At 68.4% G+C, this 20,259-nt stretch carries 17 protein-coding genes and 1 tRNA gene; 7 read left to right on the forward strand and 11 right to left on the reverse strand.

Annotation, left to right across the window (positions count from 1 at the left end):
* Positions 1-305: 305 nt before the first annotated feature.
* The 3 genes from C5O18_RS00745 (at position 306) to bfr (ending at position 3,544) form a co-directional block, all read left to right on the forward strand.
* Entirely contained in the window at positions 306-1,604 is a 1,299-nt protein-coding gene (locus C5O18_RS00745; RefSeq protein ID WP_105190978.1) for an acyl-CoA dehydrogenase family protein, read from the forward strand.
* A 34-nt stretch (positions 1,605-1,638) separates the two neighbouring features.
* The gene (locus C5O18_RS00750) at positions 1,639-2,841 is read left to right on the forward strand and encodes an acyl-CoA dehydrogenase family protein (RefSeq protein WP_105190979.1); all 1,203 of its coding nucleotides are present in this window, start codon (positions 1,639-1,641) and stop codon (positions 2,839-2,841) included.
* Positions 2,842-3,073: 232 nt separating this feature from the next.
* On the forward strand, positions 3,074-3,544 hold the full coding sequence (bfr, locus tag C5O18_RS00755; protein WP_105190980.1) for a bacterioferritin: 471 nt from the start codon (positions 3,074-3,076) through the stop codon (positions 3,542-3,544).
* Positions 3,545-3,635: 91 nt separating this feature from the next.
* Here the strand turns inward: bfr and C5O18_RS00760 are convergent, their stop codons facing one another.
* From C5O18_RS00760 to purL, 3 genes are all read right to left on the reverse strand, one after another.
* On the reverse strand, positions 3,636-4,652 hold the full coding sequence (locus tag C5O18_RS00760) for an AraC family transcriptional regulator (protein WP_105190981.1): 1,017 nt from the start codon (positions 4,650-4,652) through the stop codon (positions 3,636-3,638).
* A gap of 106 nt (positions 4,653-4,758) precedes the next feature.
* Complete coding sequence (locus C5O18_RS00765; protein ID WP_277422131.1) at positions 4,759-5,109, reverse strand: YqfO family protein; 351 nt, start codon at positions 5,107-5,109, stop codon at positions 4,759-4,761.
* A 7-nt stretch (positions 5,110-5,116) separates the two neighbouring features.
* Positions 5,117-9,034, reverse strand: a complete 3,918-nt coding sequence (gene purL, locus C5O18_RS00770) for a phosphoribosylformylglycinamidine synthase (protein WP_105190982.1) — start codon at positions 9,032-9,034, stop codon at positions 5,117-5,119.
* Between the two features lie 355 nt (positions 9,035-9,389).
* Here purL and mltF point away from each other — a divergent pair, with 355 nt between their 5' ends.
* On the forward strand, positions 9,390-10,862 hold the full coding sequence (mltF, locus tag C5O18_RS00775) for a membrane-bound lytic murein transglycosylase MltF (protein ID WP_105190983.1): 1,473 nt from the start codon (positions 9,390-9,392) through the stop codon (positions 10,860-10,862).
* A 62-nt stretch (positions 10,863-10,924) separates the two neighbouring features.
* Here the strand turns inward: mltF and C5O18_RS00780 are convergent, their stop codons facing one another.
* The 5 genes from C5O18_RS00780 to C5O18_RS00800 are packed head-to-tail and all read right to left on the reverse strand — an operon-like array spanning position 10,925 to position 15,660.
* Positions 10,925-11,635, reverse strand: a complete 711-nt coding sequence (locus C5O18_RS00780) for an ABC transporter ATP-binding protein (RefSeq protein ID WP_105190984.1) — start codon at positions 11,633-11,635, stop codon at positions 10,925-10,927.
* Positions 11,632-12,444, reverse strand: a complete 813-nt coding sequence (locus C5O18_RS00785; protein WP_105190985.1) for an ABC transporter ATP-binding protein — start codon at positions 12,442-12,444, stop codon at positions 11,632-11,634. The genes C5O18_RS00780 and C5O18_RS00785 overlap by 4 nt, the downstream gene beginning before the upstream one ends.
* Positions 12,437-13,513, reverse strand: coding sequence for an ABC transporter permease subunit (locus tag C5O18_RS00790; RefSeq protein WP_105190992.1), 1,077 nt, complete (start codon positions 13,511-13,513; stop codon positions 12,437-12,439). The genes C5O18_RS00785 and C5O18_RS00790 overlap by 8 nt, the downstream gene beginning before the upstream one ends.
* Positions 13,514-13,534: 21 nt before the next feature.
* Positions 13,535-14,464 (reverse strand): branched-chain amino acid ABC transporter permease, encoded by a 930-nt coding sequence (locus tag C5O18_RS00795; RefSeq protein ID WP_105190986.1) that lies wholly within the window; start codon positions 14,462-14,464, stop codon positions 13,535-13,537.
* Between the two features lie 5 nt (positions 14,465-14,469).
* Positions 14,470-15,660 carry a branched-chain amino acid ABC transporter substrate-binding protein gene (locus C5O18_RS00800; protein WP_206389674.1) on the reverse strand — a complete coding sequence of 397 codons (1,191 nt, stop codon included), beginning with the start codon at positions 15,658-15,660 and terminating at the stop codon, positions 14,470-14,472.
* 193 nt (positions 15,661-15,853) lie between these two features.
* Between C5O18_RS00800 and dapE the strand changes: the two genes are divergently transcribed.
* The 3 genes from dapE to C5O18_RS00815 all read left to right on the forward strand — a co-directional run bounded on the left by dapE (position 15,854) and on the right by C5O18_RS00815 (position 18,182).
* Positions 15,854-16,999, forward strand: coding sequence for a succinyl-diaminopimelate desuccinylase (gene dapE, locus C5O18_RS00805; RefSeq protein ID WP_105190987.1), 1,146 nt, complete (start codon positions 15,854-15,856; stop codon positions 16,997-16,999).
* Between the two features lie 162 nt (positions 17,000-17,161).
* On the forward strand, positions 17,162-18,013 hold the full coding sequence (locus tag C5O18_RS00810) for a sigma-70 family RNA polymerase sigma factor (RefSeq protein ID WP_146089162.1): 852 nt from the start codon (positions 17,162-17,164) through the stop codon (positions 18,011-18,013).
* A 92-nt stretch (positions 18,014-18,105) separates the two neighbouring features.
* A tRNA-Arg gene (locus C5O18_RS00815) sits at positions 18,106-18,182 on the forward strand.
* Positions 18,183-18,205: 23 nt separating this feature from the next.
* Here C5O18_RS00815 and C5O18_RS00820 read toward each other — a convergent pair.
* The 3 genes from C5O18_RS00820 to truD all read right to left on the reverse strand — a co-directional run.
* Positions 18,206-18,880 carry a protein-L-isoaspartate(D-aspartate) O-methyltransferase gene (locus C5O18_RS00820; protein ID WP_105190989.1) on the reverse strand — a complete coding sequence of 225 codons (675 nt, stop codon included), beginning with the start codon at positions 18,878-18,880 and terminating at the stop codon, positions 18,206-18,208.
* A gap of 127 nt (positions 18,881-19,007) precedes the next feature.
* A complete protein-coding gene (gene surE, locus C5O18_RS00825; protein WP_105190990.1) occupies positions 19,008-19,778 on the reverse strand; it encodes a 5'/3'-nucleotidase SurE in 771 nt (256 codons plus the stop codon).
* The coding region (truD, locus tag C5O18_RS00830) for a tRNA pseudouridine(13) synthase TruD (protein ID WP_146089163.1) at positions 19,756-20,259 on the reverse strand (504 nt) is incomplete at its 5' end. The genes truD and surE, both read right to left, overlap by 23 nt.

Here is a 20,259-nt window from a genome sequence, read left to right on the forward strand (position 1 = left end):
AACACCTGCGCCACACGTCCGAACAGTGCCTGGAATTTCATGTCGTTGCCTCCCCGCGGCGTCATCGCCTCTTCTTGTGTCGCGCCAGCCTAGTGCGGCGGGTGGCATCTGGCTAGCGTAGCGGTACCAAAGAACGAATCGGCCATACTGGCTTTTCTGTCATCGCCGGCTGTCATGAAAGCCAACGACAGCCCCGAGAAACGCGAGAGTATGACCGTGCGTTCACGCCGGCCCTCCCTGTTGCTCCGGGCCGCCATGGACAGATGCCCACACGCACACACGCGTCCGCGAACAGGAGTAGAAAAATGAATGCTGGCGAAATACAGGGGCTGGGCCTGAACCTGCTCAACCGCTTTGCCCGGTCCGACTGGCCGGACCGCCTGAAGGTCCGCAAGTCCGTGGAGAAGCTGCTGTTCGTGGGCAGCAGGACCGGTTTCCAGCTGATCGGCGCCGCCGCGCGCAGCTTCAGCCCGGCCGGTGGCGCCGGCAAGCAGCGCCTGCCTTCGGCCGCGAAAGGCCTGTTCGACCTCAGCCTCAGCGAAGAACAGCAGATGATGCGCGACACCCTGCAGCGCTTCGCTCAGGACGTGCTGCGTCCGGCAGCGCACGGTGCCGACCATGACGCCGCCCTGCCCGACGACCTGCTGGCCCAGGCCCAGGAGCTGGGCCTGAATTTCTACGCCGTGCCCGAGGCGCTGGGCGGCATGGCCGCCGAGCAGTCCGTGGTCAGCAACGTGCTCGCCGCCGAAGACCTGGGCTACGGCGACTTCACGCTGGCGGCGGCCATCCTCGCGCCCATGGGTGTCGCCAACGCCCTCACCCGCTGGGGCAGCGAGGCCCAGCAGGCGAAATACCTGCCCGCCTTCACCGGCGAACAGCCGCCGGTGGCCACCTTCGCCATGCAGGAGGCAGTGCCGGCCTTCGACCCGAACACGCTGGCGACCCGTGCCCGCCGTGACGGCGCAAGCTATCTGCTGACCGGCGAAAAGACACTGGTGCTGCTGGGCCAGCAGGCCGAGCTGCTGCTGGTCAGCGCCGAGCTGGACGGCCGCCCGGCCGTGTTCATCGTCGAGGGCGGCAGCGAAGGCCTGGGCTTCATGGAAGACCCGGCCATGGGCCTGAAGGCCGCGCAGACGGTGAAGATGCGCCTCGATGACGTGCGCGCCGACCTGCTCGGCGGCAGCGACGGCGACTTCGACTACCAGGCCTTCCTCGACCTCGGCGCGCTGTCCTGGGGCGCCATCGCGGTCGGCACCTGCCAGGCCGTGCTCGACTACACCGCGCACTACGCCAACGAGCGCACCGCCTTCGGCGAACCGATCTCGCACCGCCAGGGCGTGGCTTTCATGATCGCCGACATGGCCATCGAGATCGATGCCATGCGCCTGCTGGTGTGGAACGCCGCTTCGCTGGCCGAGGCCGGCAAGCCCTTCCACCGCGAGGCCTATCTGGCGCGTCTGCTGTGCGCCGAGAAAGCCATGAAGATCGGCAACGACGGCGTGCAGATCCTCGGCGGCCACGGCTTCACCAAGGAGCATCCGGTCGAGCGCTGGTACCGCGACCTGCGCGCCGTCGCCATCCTGCATGCCGGCCTGCACGCCTGACCCGCGCCAGCCCCCCTATTCGAGGAATGACACCATGAATCTGGAAAACCCGAAGAAATACAAGATGCTGGTCGAACAGGCCCACGAAGTGGCGCTGAACTTCTTCCGCCCGATTTCGCGCAAGTACGACAAGGCCGAACATGCCTACCCCAAGGAGCTGGACATGCTGGCTTCGCTGCTCGACGGCATGAACGCCGGCTCCGGCGAAGGCACCAGCTCGACCGCGCTGGGCAAGCGCGGCGCCGCCGATGACGGCAGCATCAAGAACGGCGCCAACATGTCGGCGGCACTGGGCGTGATCGAGCTCTGCTACGGCGATACCGCCTTCCTGCTCAGCATGCCGCGCCAGGGCCTGGGCAACTCGGCCATCGGCGCCGTCGCCAACGACGAGCAGCTGGAGCGCTTCAAGGGCAAGTGGGCAGCCATGGCCATCACCGAACCGGGCTGCGGTTCCGACTCCGCCGCCATCCGCACCACCGCGGTGAAGGATGGCGACGACTACGTGATCAACGGCGAGAAGATCTTCGTGACCTGCGGCGAGCGTGCCGACTGCGTGGTGGTCTGGGCCACTCTGGACCGCAATCTGGGCCGCGCCGCCATCAAGTCCTTCGTGGTCGAGCGCGGCACGCCGGGCATGCGCGTGGAGCGACTGGAACACAAGCTCGGCATCAAGGCCTCCGACACCGCGGTGATCAGCTTCACCGACTGCCGCGTCAGCGCCGCCAACCTGCTCGGCAACCCGGAGATCGATGTCGCCAAGGGCTTCGCCGGTGTCATGGAAACCTTCGACAACACCCGCCCGCTGGTCGCCGCCATGGCCGTGGGCTGCGCCAAGGCCTCGCTGGAGCGCATCAAGGAACTGTTCCGCGACCAGCTCGACCCGGACTACGGCACGCCGCCGCTGAACGCGTCGAACATCGAAGCCACCATCTATCGCCTGGAGGCCGAGTGGGAAGCCGCGCGCCTGCTCACGCTCAAGGCCTGCTGGATGGCCGACAACCGCAAGCCCAACTCCAAGGAGGCGTCGATCGCCAAGGCCAAGGCCGGGCGCATCGGCAGCGAGATCACGCTGAAGTGCGTGGAGCTGGCGGCCTCGCTGGGCTACGGCGAAGACGAGCTGCTGGAGAAGTGGGCGCGCGACTCGAAGATCCTCGACATCTTCGAAGGCACGCAGCAGATCCAGCAGCTGATCATCGCCCGCCGCGTGCTGGGCAAGAGCTCGTCCGAACTGAAGTAACGGCCACCGCTGCGGAACGGCCCGGCGCCTGCCCTGCGGACGCCGGGCCGTTTTGCTTGCGGCAACCGTGGTGGCGCCCGGGCAGCACGCCGGCACAAACCGTGCCACAACGTATAAGCAATCTTGTTTTCATTTATTTTTCATTGAATATCAATGACTTAATGTTGACACACACGGACTGTGCGGGAATAATGCCCGGCATGACATCTCTCACGCATGGCAGGAGTCCGACATGAAAGGCGACAGGCAGGTCATCCAGCACCTCAACAAGGTCCTCGCGAACGAACTGGTGGCGATCAACCAGTACTTCCTGCATGCCCGCATGTACGACGACTGGGGCCTGGTGAAGCTCGGCAAGCACGAGTACAAGGAATCCATCGACGAGATGAAGCATGCCGACAAGCTGATCAAGCGCATCCTCTTCCTCGAGGGCCTGCCCAACCTGCAGGACCTAGGCAAGCTGATGATCGGCGAAGACACTGTGGAAATGCTGAAGTCCGACCTGGCGCTGGAGAACAGCGCGGTGCTCGACCTGCGCGCGGCCATCGCCCACGCCGAGGGCATCGGCGACTTCGGCACCCGCGAGCTGTTCAAGGAAATCCTCGATGCCGAGGAAGAGCACATCGACTGGCTGGAGACCCAGCTCACGCTGATCGATCAGGTCGGCCTGCAGAACTACCTGCAGAGCCAGATGGACGACTGATCCGCCACTGCCGGTGGAACAACCAGGGCCGTGCCGGACCATTCCCGGCGCGGCCCTGTCGTTTCCGGCCGGTGTACAGCCGTGCGAATGATCAGCGCGCGGCCCGCTCTTCCTGCTTGCGGCGCCGGTACTCGATGGGGGTTTCGTTGGTCCAGCGCTTGAACGCGCGGTAGAAGGTGCTGGGCTCGGCGAAACCGGTCAGGTAGACGATCTGCTCGATGCTCTCGTCGGTGCGCGCCAGCAGGCGCCGCGCCAGGCGCGAGCGGTAGTCCGCGAGCACATGGTTGAAGCTGGTGCCGGCTTCCTCCAGTTCGGTGCGCAGGCGCCGCGCCGGCATGCCGATGCGTTGCGCCACCGCCTCCAGCGTGGTGTTGCCGGACTCCAGCATTTCCCCGATGGCGCGCTTGACCTCGCCCACCAGATCCAGCCGCGCCAGCTCGGCCAGCTTCTCGTTGGCCATTTTCTCGTGCAGGCGCAGCAGGCTGGGTTCGGCGTGCCAGACCTGGTGGGTGAGCACGGACTTGTCGAAATAGATGCGGTTCTCGCGGCAGCCCAGCGTCACCGGGCAGCCGTAGACACGCCGGTACTCCTCCGCCGGCGCGCCCTCGACATGGGTGAAATGCACTTCGATGGGCTGGAAGTGGCCATCGGTCAGCGAGCCGAAGAAACGGATGACCCCGATCACCAGCGCCTCGGCGAAGTGGCGCATCTCGGCGGCATCGGCGAGGTCGGCGAGATAGCACTGCTCGCCGTCGACCACCAGGCGAGAGGTGATGGCATCGCTGAGCAGACGCTGGTAGGCCAGCGCGCGCTGCAGACCTTCGCCGAAGGTGGGGCTCGACGAAATCAGGTACTCCAGCACCTGGCCACGATAGACCGGCAGGTTCTCGCCCAGGTGCAGGCCGATGTGCGGATCGCCGGAAATCTCCTCCAGCGCGCGCCAGAACATGGCCTGCCCGGCGAACGGCGTGCGCTCCGGCGACTCGACATCGAGCCAGGCCGGCGACACGCGCGCCTGCTGCAGGATGGCATCGACCGGCAAGCCGGCCTTGAGCATGGCCTGATAAGCGAGCCTGAGCAGAATGGGCGCGTCGGTGCGCTCGGCCATGACGGATGGATGTCCCTGGATTGCCGCGAAAACAGCGGAGGATGCGAATTGGCCCTTTTTACCGTGAAACCCGGCAAACGGGCAACACGGGCCGCGGGGCCGCCGCTCAGATGTCGACCAGACGCACCACGTCGTAGGCCGGGGTCTCGTAGGGATGCGCCGCCTTCAGCGCCGCCACCGTCGCCGGCAGTACCGCCTCGGCCAGCACCAGCTCGACCCGGTGTTCCGGTACCTGCTCGACCGCGCCGGCCTGCCCGATGAACGGCTGCGCGCCGGGCAGCGGCCGGAACTGGCCCAGCCCCGCCACCTGCCAGCAGCACTGGTCATAGTCGCCGATGCGGCCGGCGCCGGCGGCGAACACTGCCGCCTTCACCGCTTCCAGGTGCGTATCCGGCACATAGAAGACGAGCTTGAAGGCGGGGCGTACCCCGGCCTCCGACCAGGCCGGCATGGTCATGCCCGCGTCAGCCGGTGAAACGGCGCGCGTTGCGGAACATGCGCAGCCACGGGCCGTCCTCGCGCCAGACATCCGGACGCCAGCTGTGCTGCACGGCACGGAACACGCGCTCGGGGTGCGGCATCATGATGGTCGCGCGGCCGTCGGCGGAGGTGACGCCGGCGATGCCGAACGGCGAGCCGTTCGGGTTCAGCGGGTACTGCTGGGTGCGCTGACCGGCGTGATCGACATATCCCAGCGCCACCAGGCCGCTGCCGGCCAGCGCGCTCACGCGCGCATCGCTGTCCTGCACACGGCCCTCGCCGTGGGCGACAGCAATGGGCATGCGCGAACCGGCCATGCCGGCGAGCAGGATGGACGGCGACTCGGGCACCTCGACCAGCGTGGTGCGGGCCTCGAACACCTCGCTGCGGTTGCGCATGAAACGCGGCCACGACTCGGCGCCGGGGATCAGGTCCTTGAGCTGCGACAGCATCTGGCAGCCGTTGCAGACGCCGAGCGAGAAGCTGTCCGGACGTGCGAAGAAGGTGGCGAACTGCTCGCGCACGCGCTCGTTGAAGAGCACGGTCTTGGCCCAGCCGCCGCCGGCGCCGAGCACGTCGCCGTAGGAGAAGCCGCCGCAGGCCACAAGGCCGGCGAACTGGGCCAGGTCGACGCGGCCGGCGACCAGGTCGCTCATGTGCACGTCCACCGCGGTGAAGCCGGCGCGGTCGAAGGCGGCGGCCATCTCGACGTGGCCGTTGACGCCCTGCTCGCGCAGGATGGCCACCTTCGGACGCACGCCGCTGGCGATGAACGGCGCCGCGATGTCCTCGTCCAGATCGTACGACAGCTGCACGCTGAGGCCGGCGGACGGCTGCGCGATGGCCTCGAACTCCTCGCGCGCGCAGTCGGCGTTGTCGCGCAGGGCCTGGATGCGGTAGCTGGTCTCGGCCCAGAGCTGCTGCGCCTCGGCGCGGGCGATGTTGATCAGTTCGCTGCCGGCGCGGATCACGGTGATGGCGTCATCACGCGTGAGCAGGCCGATGCTGTGCACGTGGCCCGCCAGCGTGGTGCCGGCGAAGGCCGCCTGCACGGCGGCGACATCGCCGGTGCGCACCTGCACCACGGCGCCCAGCTCTTCGCTGAACAGCGCCGCCAGCACGTCATCCTGCGCCGGGCCGCCGACACGGGTGAGGTCGGCGCGGATGCCGGTGCGGCCGGCGAAGGCCATTTCCGCCAGGGTGGCGAACAGGCCGCCATCGCCGCGGTCATGGTAGGCAATCAGCCGGCCCTCGGCATTCAGGCGCTGGATGCCGTCGAAGAAATCCTGCAGCAGCTGCGGCTCGTCGACATCCGGCGGCAGCTGGCCGACCTGGCCGGTGACCTGGGCCAGCGCCGACGCGCCAAGGCGGTTCTGACCACGGCCGAGGTCGATCAGCACCAGGCGGGTGTCGCCGAGGTCGGTGCGCAGCTGCGGAGTCAGCGTGGCGCGGACATCGGTGACCGGCGCGAAGCCGGTGACCACCAGCGACAGCGGCGAAGTCACCGACTTCTTCTCGTCGCCGTCCTGCCAGACCGTGCGCATGGACATGGAGTCCTTGCCGACCGGAATGGTCAGGTTCAGCGCCGGGCACAGCTCCATGCCGACCGCGTGCACGGCGTCGAACAGGTTCTCGTCTTCCTTGCCGGCGCCGGCGGCGGCCATCCAGTTCGCCGACAGCTTGATGTCCGACAGCTTCGCGATCGGCGCGGCGGCGATGTTGGTGATGGTCTCGCCCACCGCCAGGCGCGCCGAGGCGGCGGCGTTCAGTACGGCCACCGGGGTGCGCTCGCCCATGGCCATGGCCTCGCCGGTGACGGCATGGAAGCCGCTGGCGGTGACGGCGACATCGGCCACCGGCACCTGCCAGGGGCCGACCATCTGCTCGCGCGCCACCAGGCCGGTCACCGAGCGGTCGCCGATGGTGATGAGGAACTGCTTGGAAGCCACCGCCGGCAGGCGCAGCACGCGCTCGACAGCCTCGCGCACGGCAGCGGGGCCGGTGCCCAGCACACCGAGATCCAGCGCCGGCTGGGTCACGACCTGGCGGTCGAAGCTGCGCTGCATCTTCGGCGTCTTGCCCAGCAGCACCTGCATGGGCATGTCCACCGGCGCGTTGCCGAAGTGCGGGTCGCTGACCGTGAGATGCCGCACCTCGGTGGCCGCGCCAAGCACGGCGAACAGGGCGCGCTCGCGCTCGCAGATGGACTGGAACAGCGGCAGGCTGTCCGGATGGATGGCCAGCACGTAGCGCTCCTGCGCTTCGTTGCACCAGATCTCGACCGGGCTCATGCCCGGCTCCAGACTGGGGATGGCACGCAGGTCCAGCGTGGCACCCAGCTCGTGATCGTTGACCAGCTCCGGCATGGCGTTGGACAGGCCGCCGGCGCCGACGTCATGCACCGACACGATGGGATTGTCGTCGCCCATGGCCCAGCACACGTCGAGGACTTCCTGCGCGCGCCGCTCCATTTCCGGGTTGTCGCGCTGCACCGAGGCGAAGTCCAGGTTCTCGGCGCTGGCGCCGCTGGCCATCGACGAGGCCGCGCCGCCGCCGAGACCGATCAGCAGCGCCGGGCCGCCGAGCACGATCAGCAGGTCGCCGGGCCGGATGGCGTTCTTCTGCACATGGCCGTCGCGGATGTTGCCGTAGCCGCCGGCGATCATGACCGGCTTGTGGTAGCCCGCCACTTCCGGGCCGTTGACGCCATTCACGGTCAGCTCGAAGCTGCGGAAGTAGCCGCACAGCGCCGGACGGCCGAATTCGTTGTTGAACGCGGCGCCGCCGAGCGGCCCCTGGATCATGATGTCCAGCGCGGTGACGATGCGGCCCGGCTTGCCATAGGGCTTTTCCCAGGGCTGCGCGAAGCCGGGGATGTTGAGGTTGGACACGGTGAAGCCGGTGAGGCCGGCCTTGGGCTTGCCGCCGCGACCGGTGGCGCCCTCGTCGCGGATCTCGCCGCCGGAGCCGGTGGAAGCGCCCGGGAACGGCGAGATCGCGGTCGGGTGGTTGTGCGTCTCCACCTTCATGAGGATGTGCACCGGCTCGTTCACGTAGCCGTAGGTAGTGCCGCCGCCGACGCGGAAGAAGCGGTCGGCGACCGGGCCGGCGATCACCGCGGCGTTGTCCTTGTAGGCGGACAGGATGTTCTCGCTGTAGTTCGCGTAGGTGTTCTTGATCATGCCGAACAGCGACTTCGGCGCCGGCTTCCCGTCGATGGTCCAGTCGGCGTTGAAGATCTTGTGGCGGCAGTGCTCGGAGTTCGCCTGCGCGAACATCATCAGCTCGATGTCGTTGGGGTTACGGCCCAGCTGCGTGAAATTGTCGACGAGGTAGTCGATCTCGTCCGGGCTGAGCGCGAAGCCCTGCTCGCGGTTGGCGGTCTCCAGCGCGGCCTTGCCGCCGCCGAGGATATCCACTGACGCCAGCGTGCGCGGCGCTTCCTGGCGGAACAGCACGGACGCGGCCTCGGCGTCGGCCAGCACCACTTCGGTCATGCGGTCGTGCAGCTTCGCGGTCAGCGCCGCCCAGTCGGCATCATCCAGCCCCTCCGCGCCGGCCAGCCGCCAGGCGGTGGCGCGCTCGATGCGGCGCACTTCGGCGAGGCCGGTGTTGTGCGCGATGTCGGTGGCCTTCGACGACCACGGCGAAATGGTGCCGGGGCGCGGCACCACCACCGCCAGGCGGCCGGCCGAGGCGACAGCGTCGGCGGCATCGGCCCGGTCATCGCCATAGGTCAGCAGCTCGGCCAGGCGCGCCGGCACCTCCGTCAGGTCGGTGTCGACCAGGTGCAGCCAGTGCGCGGACACCGCCGTCAGCGATGGCGCCAGCGCCTGCAGGTCCTGCAGCAGTCGTTGTTGACGGAACGCGGAAAGCGCGGGGGCGCCGGACAGAATCAGCATGTGGGATGTCTCGCGAGCGGGGACGGAAAAAAGAGGGCGCTATTGTAGCCAAATATTGGCGGCTCCGGGCGTGCCGGCTGCGGCCATCGGGCGGTTGTCACGCCTCCGGGCGGCCAGAAATTGTCAGACAATCTGCCTTGTTTCATCGGATCGGATTGGACTTCGGGGCATCCCGCAGCTACAGTCCGCCGCATCTGCACCCTGACACGGTGCGCTTACTGGCAAACAGACACTGAAAACCCCCTAAGGGTAAACGCCAAAACGGCTGTCCCGGCACTGCTGAAAACCCCCGCCCGATGCACCGGCGGTTCATGCAGGGACGATGTTGCAACGGTAAACCGAACGAGGTCCAAAGATGACTGGCGGCAAGAAAGCGCAACGTGCGCGCCCCCATCGCAAAGCCCTGCAGCTCCTGCAGCGCATCAACCGCCGGCACGTGAAGCTGGCGGTAGCCGGCACGCTGGCCATCACTTCGCTGTCGCTGCAGCCGGTCCGCAACGCGCTGGACCAGATCCGCAGCAGCGGCGAGCTGCACCTGGTCGGTGTCAGCAGTCCCGGCACCTTCTTCCAGCAGGACGGCCACATTCACGGCCTGCAGTACGAGCTTGCCCGCCAGTTCGCCAACGAGCTGGGCGTGAAGCTGGTGGTCGATCCGGTGGAAAGCCCGCAGCGCGTGCTCCATGCCATCCGCCGCAACCAGGCGCAGCTGGCGCTGACCGGCATCACCGCCGAAGACCCGCGCCTGAAGCGGCTGCGCGTCAGCGATCCGGTGATCGAGGTGCGCCAGCAGCTGGTGCAGCGCAACGACCAGATCCCGCCGGCCAGCCTGCAGGATCTCGGTGGCCGCGTCATCGGCGTCATGGCCGGCACCGCCGAAGCCTCGCACCTCAAGAGCCAGCTGCGCGGCGTCGACGGCGTCAAGCTGGTCGAGCTGCGCCAGGGCCAGACCCTGGACCTGCTCAGCCTGCTCGACGAAGGCCGCATCGATTTCGTGGCGGTCAACTCGCAGGACTTCGACGCCTTCCGCCCGCTGTTCCCGGCCCTGCGCGACAGCCTGTCGCTGGATCGCACCGATGGCGTGTCGTGGGTGTTCCTGAAGTCGCAGGACCAGAGCCTGTACCAAGCCGCCCAGGATTTCCTGGCGCGCAAGCAGGCCGACGGCACGCTGCAGCGGCTGACCGACTTCTACAGCAACGGCAACGTCTTCGACAGCTACGGTGCGCGCAGCTTCAGCCGCGACATCGCCAAGCGCCTGCCGCGCTACCAGGGTGACTTCGAGAAGCAGAGCCGTGCCCAGGGGCTGGACTGGCGCCTGCTCGCCGCCATCTCCTACCAGGAATCGAAGTGGAACCCGGACGCGGTCTCGCCGACCGGCGTGCGCGGCCTGATGATGCTGACCAGCAGCACCGCAGCCGCCATGGGCGTGAAGGACCGCACCCATGCCGGGGAAAGCATCCAGGGCGGCACCGCCTACTTCAAGCAGATCCACGACAAGGTGCCGGCCAGCGTGCCCGAGCCCGACCGCACCTGGATGGCGCTGGCCGCCTACAACATGGGCCCCGGCCACATGATCCAGGCGCGCAAGCTGACCAAGCGCCTCAAGGGCGACCCGGACAGCTGGCTCGACGTGTCGCGCAACCTGCGCCAGCTGGCGCAGGAGAACCGCCGTCGCGGCAAGCCGGCGCCGGATGTCGGCCAGGCCCTGCACTACGTGCAGCAGGTGCGCCGCTACTACGACGCCATCGCCCTCAACACCTCGGTGCAGCGCGAGGCCACCCGCGTCGCCGCGCTGGACTTCGACATTTCCACCACCACCGCACTGCGCTGACGGCAGGCGGCCAGACACGGCGCCGGCATCATTGCCGGCGCCCGCGTTTCAGGCCGGGAAAATCAGTCGCCGAGATACGCCGCGCGCACGCGCGGGTCGGCCGCCAGCTCGGCCGCCGACCCCGACAGGGTGATGCCGCCCGACTCCATGACATAGGCACGGCTGGCGATCTCCAGCGCCTGGCGGGCGTTCTGCTCGACCAGAAGCAGCGCCACGCCCTCGAACACGATCTGGCGGATGATGGCGAAGATCTGCTCGACCAGGATGGGCGCCAGCCCCATGGACGGCTCGTCGAGCAGCAGCAGGCGCGGCCGGCTCATCAGCGCGCGGGCGATGGCGAGCATCTGCTGCTCGCCGCCGGACAGCGTGCCGGCGAGCTGCAGCCGGCGCTCGGCGAGGCGCGGGAACAGCGCCAGCATGCGCTCGAGATCGGCGCGGATGCCGTCGCGGTCGCGACGACTGTAGGCGCCCATCTGCAGGTTCTCCAGCACGGTCAGGCGCGGGAAAATGCCGCGCCCTTCCGGCACCAGCGCCAGCCCGCGCGCCACGCGCTCGTGCGCCGGCAGCCTGAGCAGGTCCTCGCCGGCGTAGCGCAGGCTGCCGGCGGCAGGCTTCAGCAGGCCGCCGATGGCGCCCAGCGTGGAGGTCTTGCCGGCGCCGTTGGCACCGATCAGCGACACCAGCTCGCCCTCGCCCACGCTCAGGCTGATGCCGCGCACGGCCTGGATGCCGCCGTAGCGCACCTCGAGATCACGCACCTCCAGCAGGTTCATGCCGCACCCCCCAGATATGCCGCGACCACGCGCGGGTCATTGCGCACCGCCTCGGGCCGACCCTCGGTGATCAGGCGGCCGAAGTCCAGCACCGCCACGCGGTCGCACAGACCCATGATCAGCTTCACGTCGTGCTCGATCAGCAGCACGGTGATGCCATCGTCGCGGATGCGCTCCAGCAGCACGCGCAATTGCGCGGTCTCGGTCGGATTCATGCCGGCGGCGGGCTCGTCCAGCGCCAGCAGGCGCGGCTCGGTCGCCAGCGCGCGGGCGATCTCCAGGCGGCGCTGGTCGCCATAGGACAGCTCGTTGGCGAGGCGGCCGGCAGCCGACGCCGGCAGACCGACATAATCCAGCAGTTCGCGCGCCCGGCGCGCGATCGCGGCTTCTTCCTCGCGCGCCGCACGGGTGTTGAGCAGCGCCGCCAGCAGCCCGGTGCGGGTGCAGCGGTGGCGGCCCACCATGACGTTCTCGAGCGCGGTCATGAAGTGGAACAGGCGGATGTTCTGGAACGTGCGCGCGATACCGCGCTCGACAATGGCGCTGGCCTTCAGGCGCAGCGGCAGGTCGTGGCCGGCGAAGCTGCGGCGACCGGCATCGGCCTGGTAGAAACCGGTGATGACATTGAACAGCGTGGTCTTGCCGGCACCGTTGGGGCCGATCAGGCCGTAGATGGCGCCCTCGGGAATGGTCAGGCTGACCTCGGTCAGCGCCTGCACGCCGCCGAAGCGCTTGCTGATGCCCTGCAGCGACAGCAGCGCCTGCCCGGTCGAGCGCACGGAGTCAGGCACGAAAGCCGCGTCAGTCATGTTCGAGCTCCCGCTGGCGCCGCCTCGACGGCCACAGGCCGGCCGGGCGATAGAGCATGACCAGCACCATGGCCGATCCGAACAGCAGCATGCGCAGGTTCTCCGGATCCACCACCATGTGCCCGAACAGCTCGCGCTGCAGCGGGTTGATGACCTCGCGCAGCAGCTCCGGCGTCAGCGTCAGCAGGCAGGCGCCAAGCAGCACGCCGGGAATGTGGCCCATGCCGCCGAGCACCACCATGCACAGCACCATGATGGACTCCATCAGGGTGAAGCTCTCGGGGCTGACGAAGCCCTGGAAGGAAGCGAACAGCGCACCGCCGACACCGCCGAAGGTGGCGCCCATGGCGAAGGCCAGCAGCTTCATGTTGCGGGTGTTGATGCCCATCGCGTGCGCCGCGATCTCGTCCTCGCGGATGGCCACCCAGGCGCGGCCGATGCGCGAGCGCTCGAGGCGGCGGCAGATCACCACGGCCACCACCACCAGCGCCAGCAGCAGGTAGAAGTAGAGCTGCGCCGAACCCAGCGACACCGGCCCCAGGTGCAGGGAGCCGCCCAGCGACACGCCGCCGACGCTCACCGGATCGATGCCGCTGATGCCCTGTGGACCGTTGGTGATGTTCACCGGCCGATCGAGGTTGTTCATGAACAGGCGCACGATCTCGCCGAAACCCAGCGTCACGATGGCCAGGTAATCGCCGCGCAGGCGCAGTGTCGGCGCCCCCAGCAGGGCCCCGGCGAACGCCGCCGCCACCGCCGCCAGCGGCAGGATCATCCACGCCGACCAATGCAGGTCGAAATGCGGCGAAGCCAGCAGCGCGAACACGTAGGCGCCCACGGCGTAGAAAGCGATGTAGCCGAGGTCGAGCAGGCCGGCGTAGCCGACCACGATGTTCAGGCCCAGCGCCAGCAACGCGTAGAGCAGGCAGAAATCGACAATGCGCATCCAGTACGGGCCGAGCGTGGCGCCGAACCAGAACGGCAGGGTCAGCAGCAGCACGACCAGCAGGATGCGGCCGGCCGGACTGGCGGCCTGGCGCACGAGGCGATCCTTGAAATCAGCGGACATGAAAGACACTCCCCGGCCTCCTCACGGACGGTCGGCCTGGCGTTCGCCAAGCAGCCCGGAAGGACGGAACACCAGCACCAGGATCAGCACCAGGAAGGCGAAGACATCCTGGTACTGACTGCCCAGGAAGCCGCCGGTGAGGTCGCCGATGTAGCCCGCTCCCAGGCTCTCGATCAGGCCCAGCAGCAGGCCGCCGACCACCGCGCCGGCGACGTTGCCGATGCCGCCGAGCACCGCCGCCGAGAACGCCTTGAGGCCGAGCATGAAGCCCATGTAGGCGTGCGCCTGGCCATAGTTGGCGCTGACCATGACACCGGCGACGGCGGCGAGGATGGAGCCGATGATGAAGGTGCTGGCGATCACCCGGTCCACCGACACGCCCATGAGCCGCGCCACCGACGGCGACTGCGCGGTGGCGCGCATGGCGCGGCCGAGCCGGGTGCGATGGATGAGCAGGATGAGCCCGGCCATGAGCACCGCCGACAGCACCACGATGGCGCCCTGCACCGGCAGGAAGGTGGCGCCGCCGATGTGGATGGGGTCATGCGGCAGGATGTCCGGGAACGGCACGTACTGGCGCCCCCAGATCATCATGGCGAGGTTCTGCAGCACGATCGAGACACCGATGGCGGTGATCAGCGGCGCCAGTCGCGGCGCGCCGCGCAGCGGCCGGTAGGCCAGCCGCTCGATGCCGGCGCCGAGCAGCGCGCAGACCGGAATGGCCATGAGCACGCTGCCCGCGATCAGCACGAAGGGCGAGACATCCATGTTCAGGCCGAGCAGCCAGCCCAGGCAGGAGATGGTGACCATGGCGCCGATCATGACCACCTCGCCGTGGGCGAAGTTGATCAGGCCGAGAATGCCGTAGACCAGCGTGTAGCCCAGCGCGATCAGGGCATAGATGCTGCCCAGGATCAGTCCGTTGACCAGCTGCTGCGTGAGCATGTCCATGGCGGTCAGTCCGACTCGACCGTCTTCAGCACCTGCCATTCGCCCTTGACGGCGCGATACACGGTGATGGCGCCCTGGCGCAGGTCGCCCTTGTCATCGAACTGGATGCGCGCGGTCACGCCCTCGTAGTCGGTCTGCTTCAGCTCGGGAATGACCTTGGCCGGATCGGTGGTGCCGGCACGCTGCATGGCGCGGGCCAGCACCTGCATGGCGTCGTAGCAGTACGGCGCGTAGAGCTGGATCTTGCCGAACTTGCTCTCGAAGCGCTTGCGGAAGTCGGGGCCGTGCTCGAGGCTGTCGAGCGGACGACCGGGCAGCGAAGCGACCACGCCCTCGGCCGCCGGGCCGGCGAGCTTCATGAACTCTGCGGTGTGGATGCCGTCACCGCCCAGCAGCTGGCTGGTCAGGCCCAGCGCCTTCATCTGTTTGACCAGCGGCGCGCCCTGCCCGTCCATGCCGCCGAAGAACAGCAGGTCGGGCTTCTGGCCCTTGATCTTGGTCAGGATGGCGGTGAAGTCGGAAGCCTTGTCGCTGGTGTACTCGCGCACCACGACCTTGCCGCCGGCGGCCTCTGCGGCCTTGGCGAACTCGTCGGCCAGGCCCTGGCCGTAGGCGGTGCGGTCGTCGATGATGGCGATGCGCTTCGCCGCCAGCTCGCCCACCGCGAAGCGGCCGAGCACATGGCCCTGCTGGACATCGTTGGCCATGACGCGGAAGGCGTTGCCGAAACCCTGCTGGGTGTAGCGCGGCGTGGTCGCCGACGGCGAGATCTCGACGATGCCGGCGGCGTTGTAGACGCGCGAGGCCGGCATGGTGGTGCCCGAATTCAGGTGGCCGATGACCGCGTGCAGGCGGTCGTCGACGAACTTCTGCGCCACCGTGGTGGCCATGCGCGGGTCGGCCTGGTCATCCTGCGAATCGAGCTGGAAATGCACCGGCTGGCCGCCGATGGTGAAGCCCTCGCGGTTGAGGTCTTCGATGGCCAGGCGCACGCCGTTCTCGTTGTCCTTGCCGATGTGCGCCTGCGGTCCGGTCAGCGGCGCGGCGTGACCGATGACGATGATGCGCTTGCCGTCCGGCGTGGTCTTCGGCGTCGGCTCGCTCTTGCTGCAACCGGCGAGCGCGGCGGCGGCCACCAGGGCGGCCATCAGGGCCGGCAGCAGGCGGCGGTTCTGGATCGGGCGGGTCATGAGCATGGGCATATCCTGGGTCATCGGCGAACGTTCGCATTTCTGCCGCGAATTCAGCGGATTATTGCCGCTGCCGGCAGGCAAGGAAAGGCCGTGCGACGGAAAGTCCGCCGGCCCGCGCATGACGCCGGCGGCCGGCGCCGGTAAACTTGCCGGATCGCCCGCCCTGCCATGCACCTCTTGTGCCATCCGGAGCCTCATGAACACGTCCGCCGAGCTGTCGCCGACCCTGCAACTGACCATCGACCTGATCCGCGAGCCCTCGGTCACGCCGCACGACGCCGACTGCCAGACCCTGATGATCCGCCGCCTGGAAGCCATAGGTTTCCGCGTCGAACGGCTGCGCTTCGGCGACGTGGACAATTTCTGGGCGCGCCGGGGCGAGGACGGACCGGTGTTCTGCTTCGCCGGCCACACCGATGTGGTGCCCACCGGTCCGGTCGAACAGTGGACCGTGCCGCCGTTCGAACCGCGCATCGAGGATGGCATCCTCACCGGCCGCGGCGCCGCCGACATGAAGGGCTCGCTGGCCGCCATGGTGGTCGCCTGCGAGCGTTTCGTGCTCACCCACCCGGACCACCGCGGCTCGATCGCCTTCCTGATCACCAGTGACGAGGAAGGCGTGGCGGTGGACGGCACCGTGCGCGTGGTGGAAACGCTGGAAGCGCGCAACGAGAAGATCACCTGGTGCCTGGTCGGCGAGCCCTCCAGCACCACCCAGGTCGGCGACGTCATCAAGAACGGCCGCCGCGGCTCGCTCGGCGGCGTGCTCACCGTGCACGGCCGCCAGGGCCATGTCGCCTACCCTCACCTGGCCGACAACCCCATCCACCGTGCCGCGCCGGCGCTGGCCGAACTGACCGCCGAGGTCTGGGACCACGGCAATCAGTTCTTTCCCGCCACCAGCTTCCAGATCTCCAATATCAACGCCGGCACCGGTGCCAGCAATGTCATTCCCGGCGATCTGCAGGTGGTGTTCAACTTCCGCTTCTCCACCGAACTGACCGAGACCCAGCTGCGCGAGCGCACCGAGACCATCCTCGACCGCCACGGCCTGCGCTACACGCTGGACTGGAAGCTCAGCGGCCACCCGTTCCTGACCGCGCGCGGCGAGCTGGTGGAGGCCGCCGTCGGCGCCATCCGCGCCGTGACCGGCCGGGAGACCGAGCTGTCGACCAGCGGCGGCACCTCGGACGGCCGTTTTATCGCTCCCACGGGTGCGCAGGTGCTGGAGCTGGGCCCGGTGAACAAGACCATCCACCAGATCGACGAATGCGTCGCGGCCGCCGATCTGGACACGCTGACAGACCTCTACGAAGGCATCCTGGAGCGCCTGCTGACCTGATCGCTTATACGCATACGGGAAATATGCCAATAACAATCAATAACCATTCGCACCAATAAAACGACCGCTCATCCGCTATACGGACGGATTTCTGGCACGGACACGGCTGCTTTGCTTAATTCGCCAAGAGCCCCGCAAGACCTGACCGTCAAGGATGACGCCGTGAACGACAACGCAGCCCGCCACGACGAGCGCAATGCGCTCACCCGCTACTTCAATGACATCCGCGCCTACCCGCTGCTGTCCGCCGAGGAAGAAGCCGTGCTCAGCCGTGCCGCCCTCGCCGGCGACCGGCACTCGCGCGAACGCATGATCACCGGCAACCTGCGCCTGGTCATACGCATCGCGCGCCAGTACCAGCGCAGCGGCATGGCCGTGGACGACCTGATCGAGGAAGGCAACCTCGGCCTCATGCATGCCATCGGCAAGTACGACCCGTCGCTGGGTTATCGCCTGTCCACCTACGCCGTGTGGTGGATACGCCAGTACATCGAACGCGCCATCATGAACCAGTCACGCGTGGTCCGCCTGCCGGTGCATCTCGCCAAGCGCCTCAACCGCTGCCTGCGCGCCTCGCGCGAACTGCGCCAGTGCAGCGGTCGCGAGCCCAGCGCACGCGATATCGCGACCGAGGTCGGCCGCTCCCCGGACGAGGTGCGCGAGCTGATGTGCTGGCAGGAGGCACCCAGTTCGCTGGACCATCAGGAAGAGGGCACGTCATGGCAGGACGCGCTGCCGGCACCGGACAGCTACAACCCGTCACGCCGCAATGCGCGTGACGACATGCAGCAGGCCCTGCTGCGTCATGTCGGTCGGCTGACCGCGCGCGAGCGCGAAATCCTGCTGCGCCGCTTCGGTCTCGGCACTGGCGTGGAGGAAACGCTGGAGCGCATCGCCGCCGACATCGGGCTGACGCGGGAGCGCGTCCGGCAGATCCAGATCGAGGCGTTGTTCAAGCTCAGGGAATGGCTGAGCAGCGAAGGCATAGAGCCCGGCTATCTCGACGAGTCATGACCGCCATGCGGGTATCTTCTTCGCCATCACGCCGCGCCGGCTTGCCCCGGCGCGGGCGAGATAGGCTAGAATCCCGGGCCACGCGCAAGCATGCCTCCGTAGCTCAGCTGGATAGAGCAGCCCCCTCCTAAGGGGCAGGTCGGACGTTCGAATCGTCTCGGGGGCGCCATCTTCCAGCGCCGACACGGCTGCTCAGCCGATCACGCCGCCCAGCATGGGCACGAAATGCACCGGCTCGATGACATCCTGGCGAACGCCCTCTTCCGTGCGCTGCACCAGCACCAGCGACTGCTTCTGGCCCGCGCCCACCGGCAGCACCATGCGGCCGCCCACCGCCAGCAGATCGATGAACGCCTGCGGCACGCCCAGCGCCGCCGCCGTGCCGATGATGCCGTCGTAGCCGCCCTCGCCCGGCCAGCCCTGCAGGCCGTCGGCATGGCGCAGACGGACATTGTGCAGGCCGAGGCCGGTCAGGCGCTCGCGGGCCTTGTCCTGCAGCGGCTTGATGCGCTCGATGGAATGCACGCTGCCGACCAGCTGCGCCAGCACGGCGGTCTGGTAACCCGAACCGGTGCCGATCTCCAGCACCTTGCGCATGGGGCCGGCGGCCAGCAGCAGCTCGCTCATGCGCGCCACGATATAGGGTTGCGACAGGGTCTGGCCGTGGCCGATGGGCAGCGCGGTGTCTTCGTAGGCACGATGCGCCAGCGCCTCGTCGACGAAGATGTGCCGGGGCGTCTGGCGCATGACATCTAGCACGCGGGTGTCGCGTATGCCCTGGGTGAGCAGTCGCGAGATCATGCGGTCCCGGGTGCGGGCGGAAGTGAAGCCGGAGCCGTGCAGATCGAAGGTGGGGCCAGTGCTCATGTCGTGTGTTTCTGTTCCAGCGGCAAGCGCACACTGTAGCACGCGCGCGGGCCGGAGGAGGAGCCGTGGCCGGAGCATGGCATCGCCCCGGCGGCCATCCGCGACCGCAGCGCACGGGCGACCTGGCTCAATCGCGGATGCCCGGCTGCAGCCAGTCCGCGACCACGTCGAGCACGCCGAAACGGGTCATGTCGGAGTCCAGCGGCGTGACGCTGACATGGCCGGCCTGGACGGCGTGGAAATCGGTACCTTCGGCATTGTCGAGCGGGTCGCCGGAAGCGCCGATCCAGAACACCACGTTGCCGCGCGGATCGCGCAGCCTGAGCACATCCTGACTGGGCCCGCGGTGCCCCAGCCGGGTGACGCGGAAGCCGCGATGGTTCTCCAGCGGGCCGGCAGGCACATTGATGTTGAGCAGGGTGCGCGGCGGCAACGCTAGGCGCTGCCAGCGCCGCAGCAGCTCGCCGACCCGCGCCGCCGCCGGCCGGTAGGCCTCGATGCCGAGGGTCTTCGGCTGCTCGGCCACCAGCGATACGGCGATGGCGGGCCGCCCCAGGAAACGCCCCTCCAGGGCCGCCGCCACCGTGCCCGAATAGATCACGTCATCGCCCAGATTGGCGCCGGCATTGATGCCGGACACGATGATGTCCGGCGTGAAGTCGAGCAGTCCGTTGAGCGCAATGTGGACGCAGTCCGCCGGTGTGCCGTTGACCGCGATGAAACCGTTGTCGAGCCGCTGCGGACGCAGCGGCCGGTCCAGCGTCAGCGCACTGGAGAAGGCACTGCGCTCACCATCGGGCGCGACCACCGTGACCTCGCCCAGCTGCGCCAGCACTTCGGCCATGGCCGCCAGGCCGGGGGCGTGCACGCCGTCGTCATTGCTCAGCAGGAACTTCATCCGCGCCTCCTTCAGATCCCGGCGCCGCTGCCGACGAAGCCGGCACCGGCACATCCTCGTGCAACCGCGCCAGCGAGGCCAGCACGGCGGTGGCGAACGAGCCCGCCGCGAGCGTGAAAGACAGCACCAGCACATCCGGCTGCGGCTGCTGCCGCACCAGATCATCGACACGCAGGCGCAGCGACCGGCGCTGGCCGGGCACGCGCAGCGCCGCCAGGTCGGCACAGATATCCTCCCAGGGCGCCAGCACGCCAGCCTCAAGGGCGGCGACATCGTCCGTCACCACCGAGGCGCCATCGCCGGGCAGCGGCCCGGTCGGATGCACCTCGCCGGCTGCCAGCCGCGCCGGCAGCGCGGCATCGCCGGGCTCCGGCACGAAGAAGCTGCCACGACCATCGAGCTGCAGCACATCGCCCGGCAGGCAGCGGCACCAGCTGCCATCGCGCACGCGCTCGGCCAGCACCCGGTTGAACAGCGCCGA

The organism is Amnimonas aquatica, assembly GCF_002943415.1.
Taxonomy (GTDB): domain Bacteria; phylum Pseudomonadota; class Gammaproteobacteria; order Pseudomonadales; family Moraxellaceae; genus Perlucidibaca; species Perlucidibaca aquatica_A.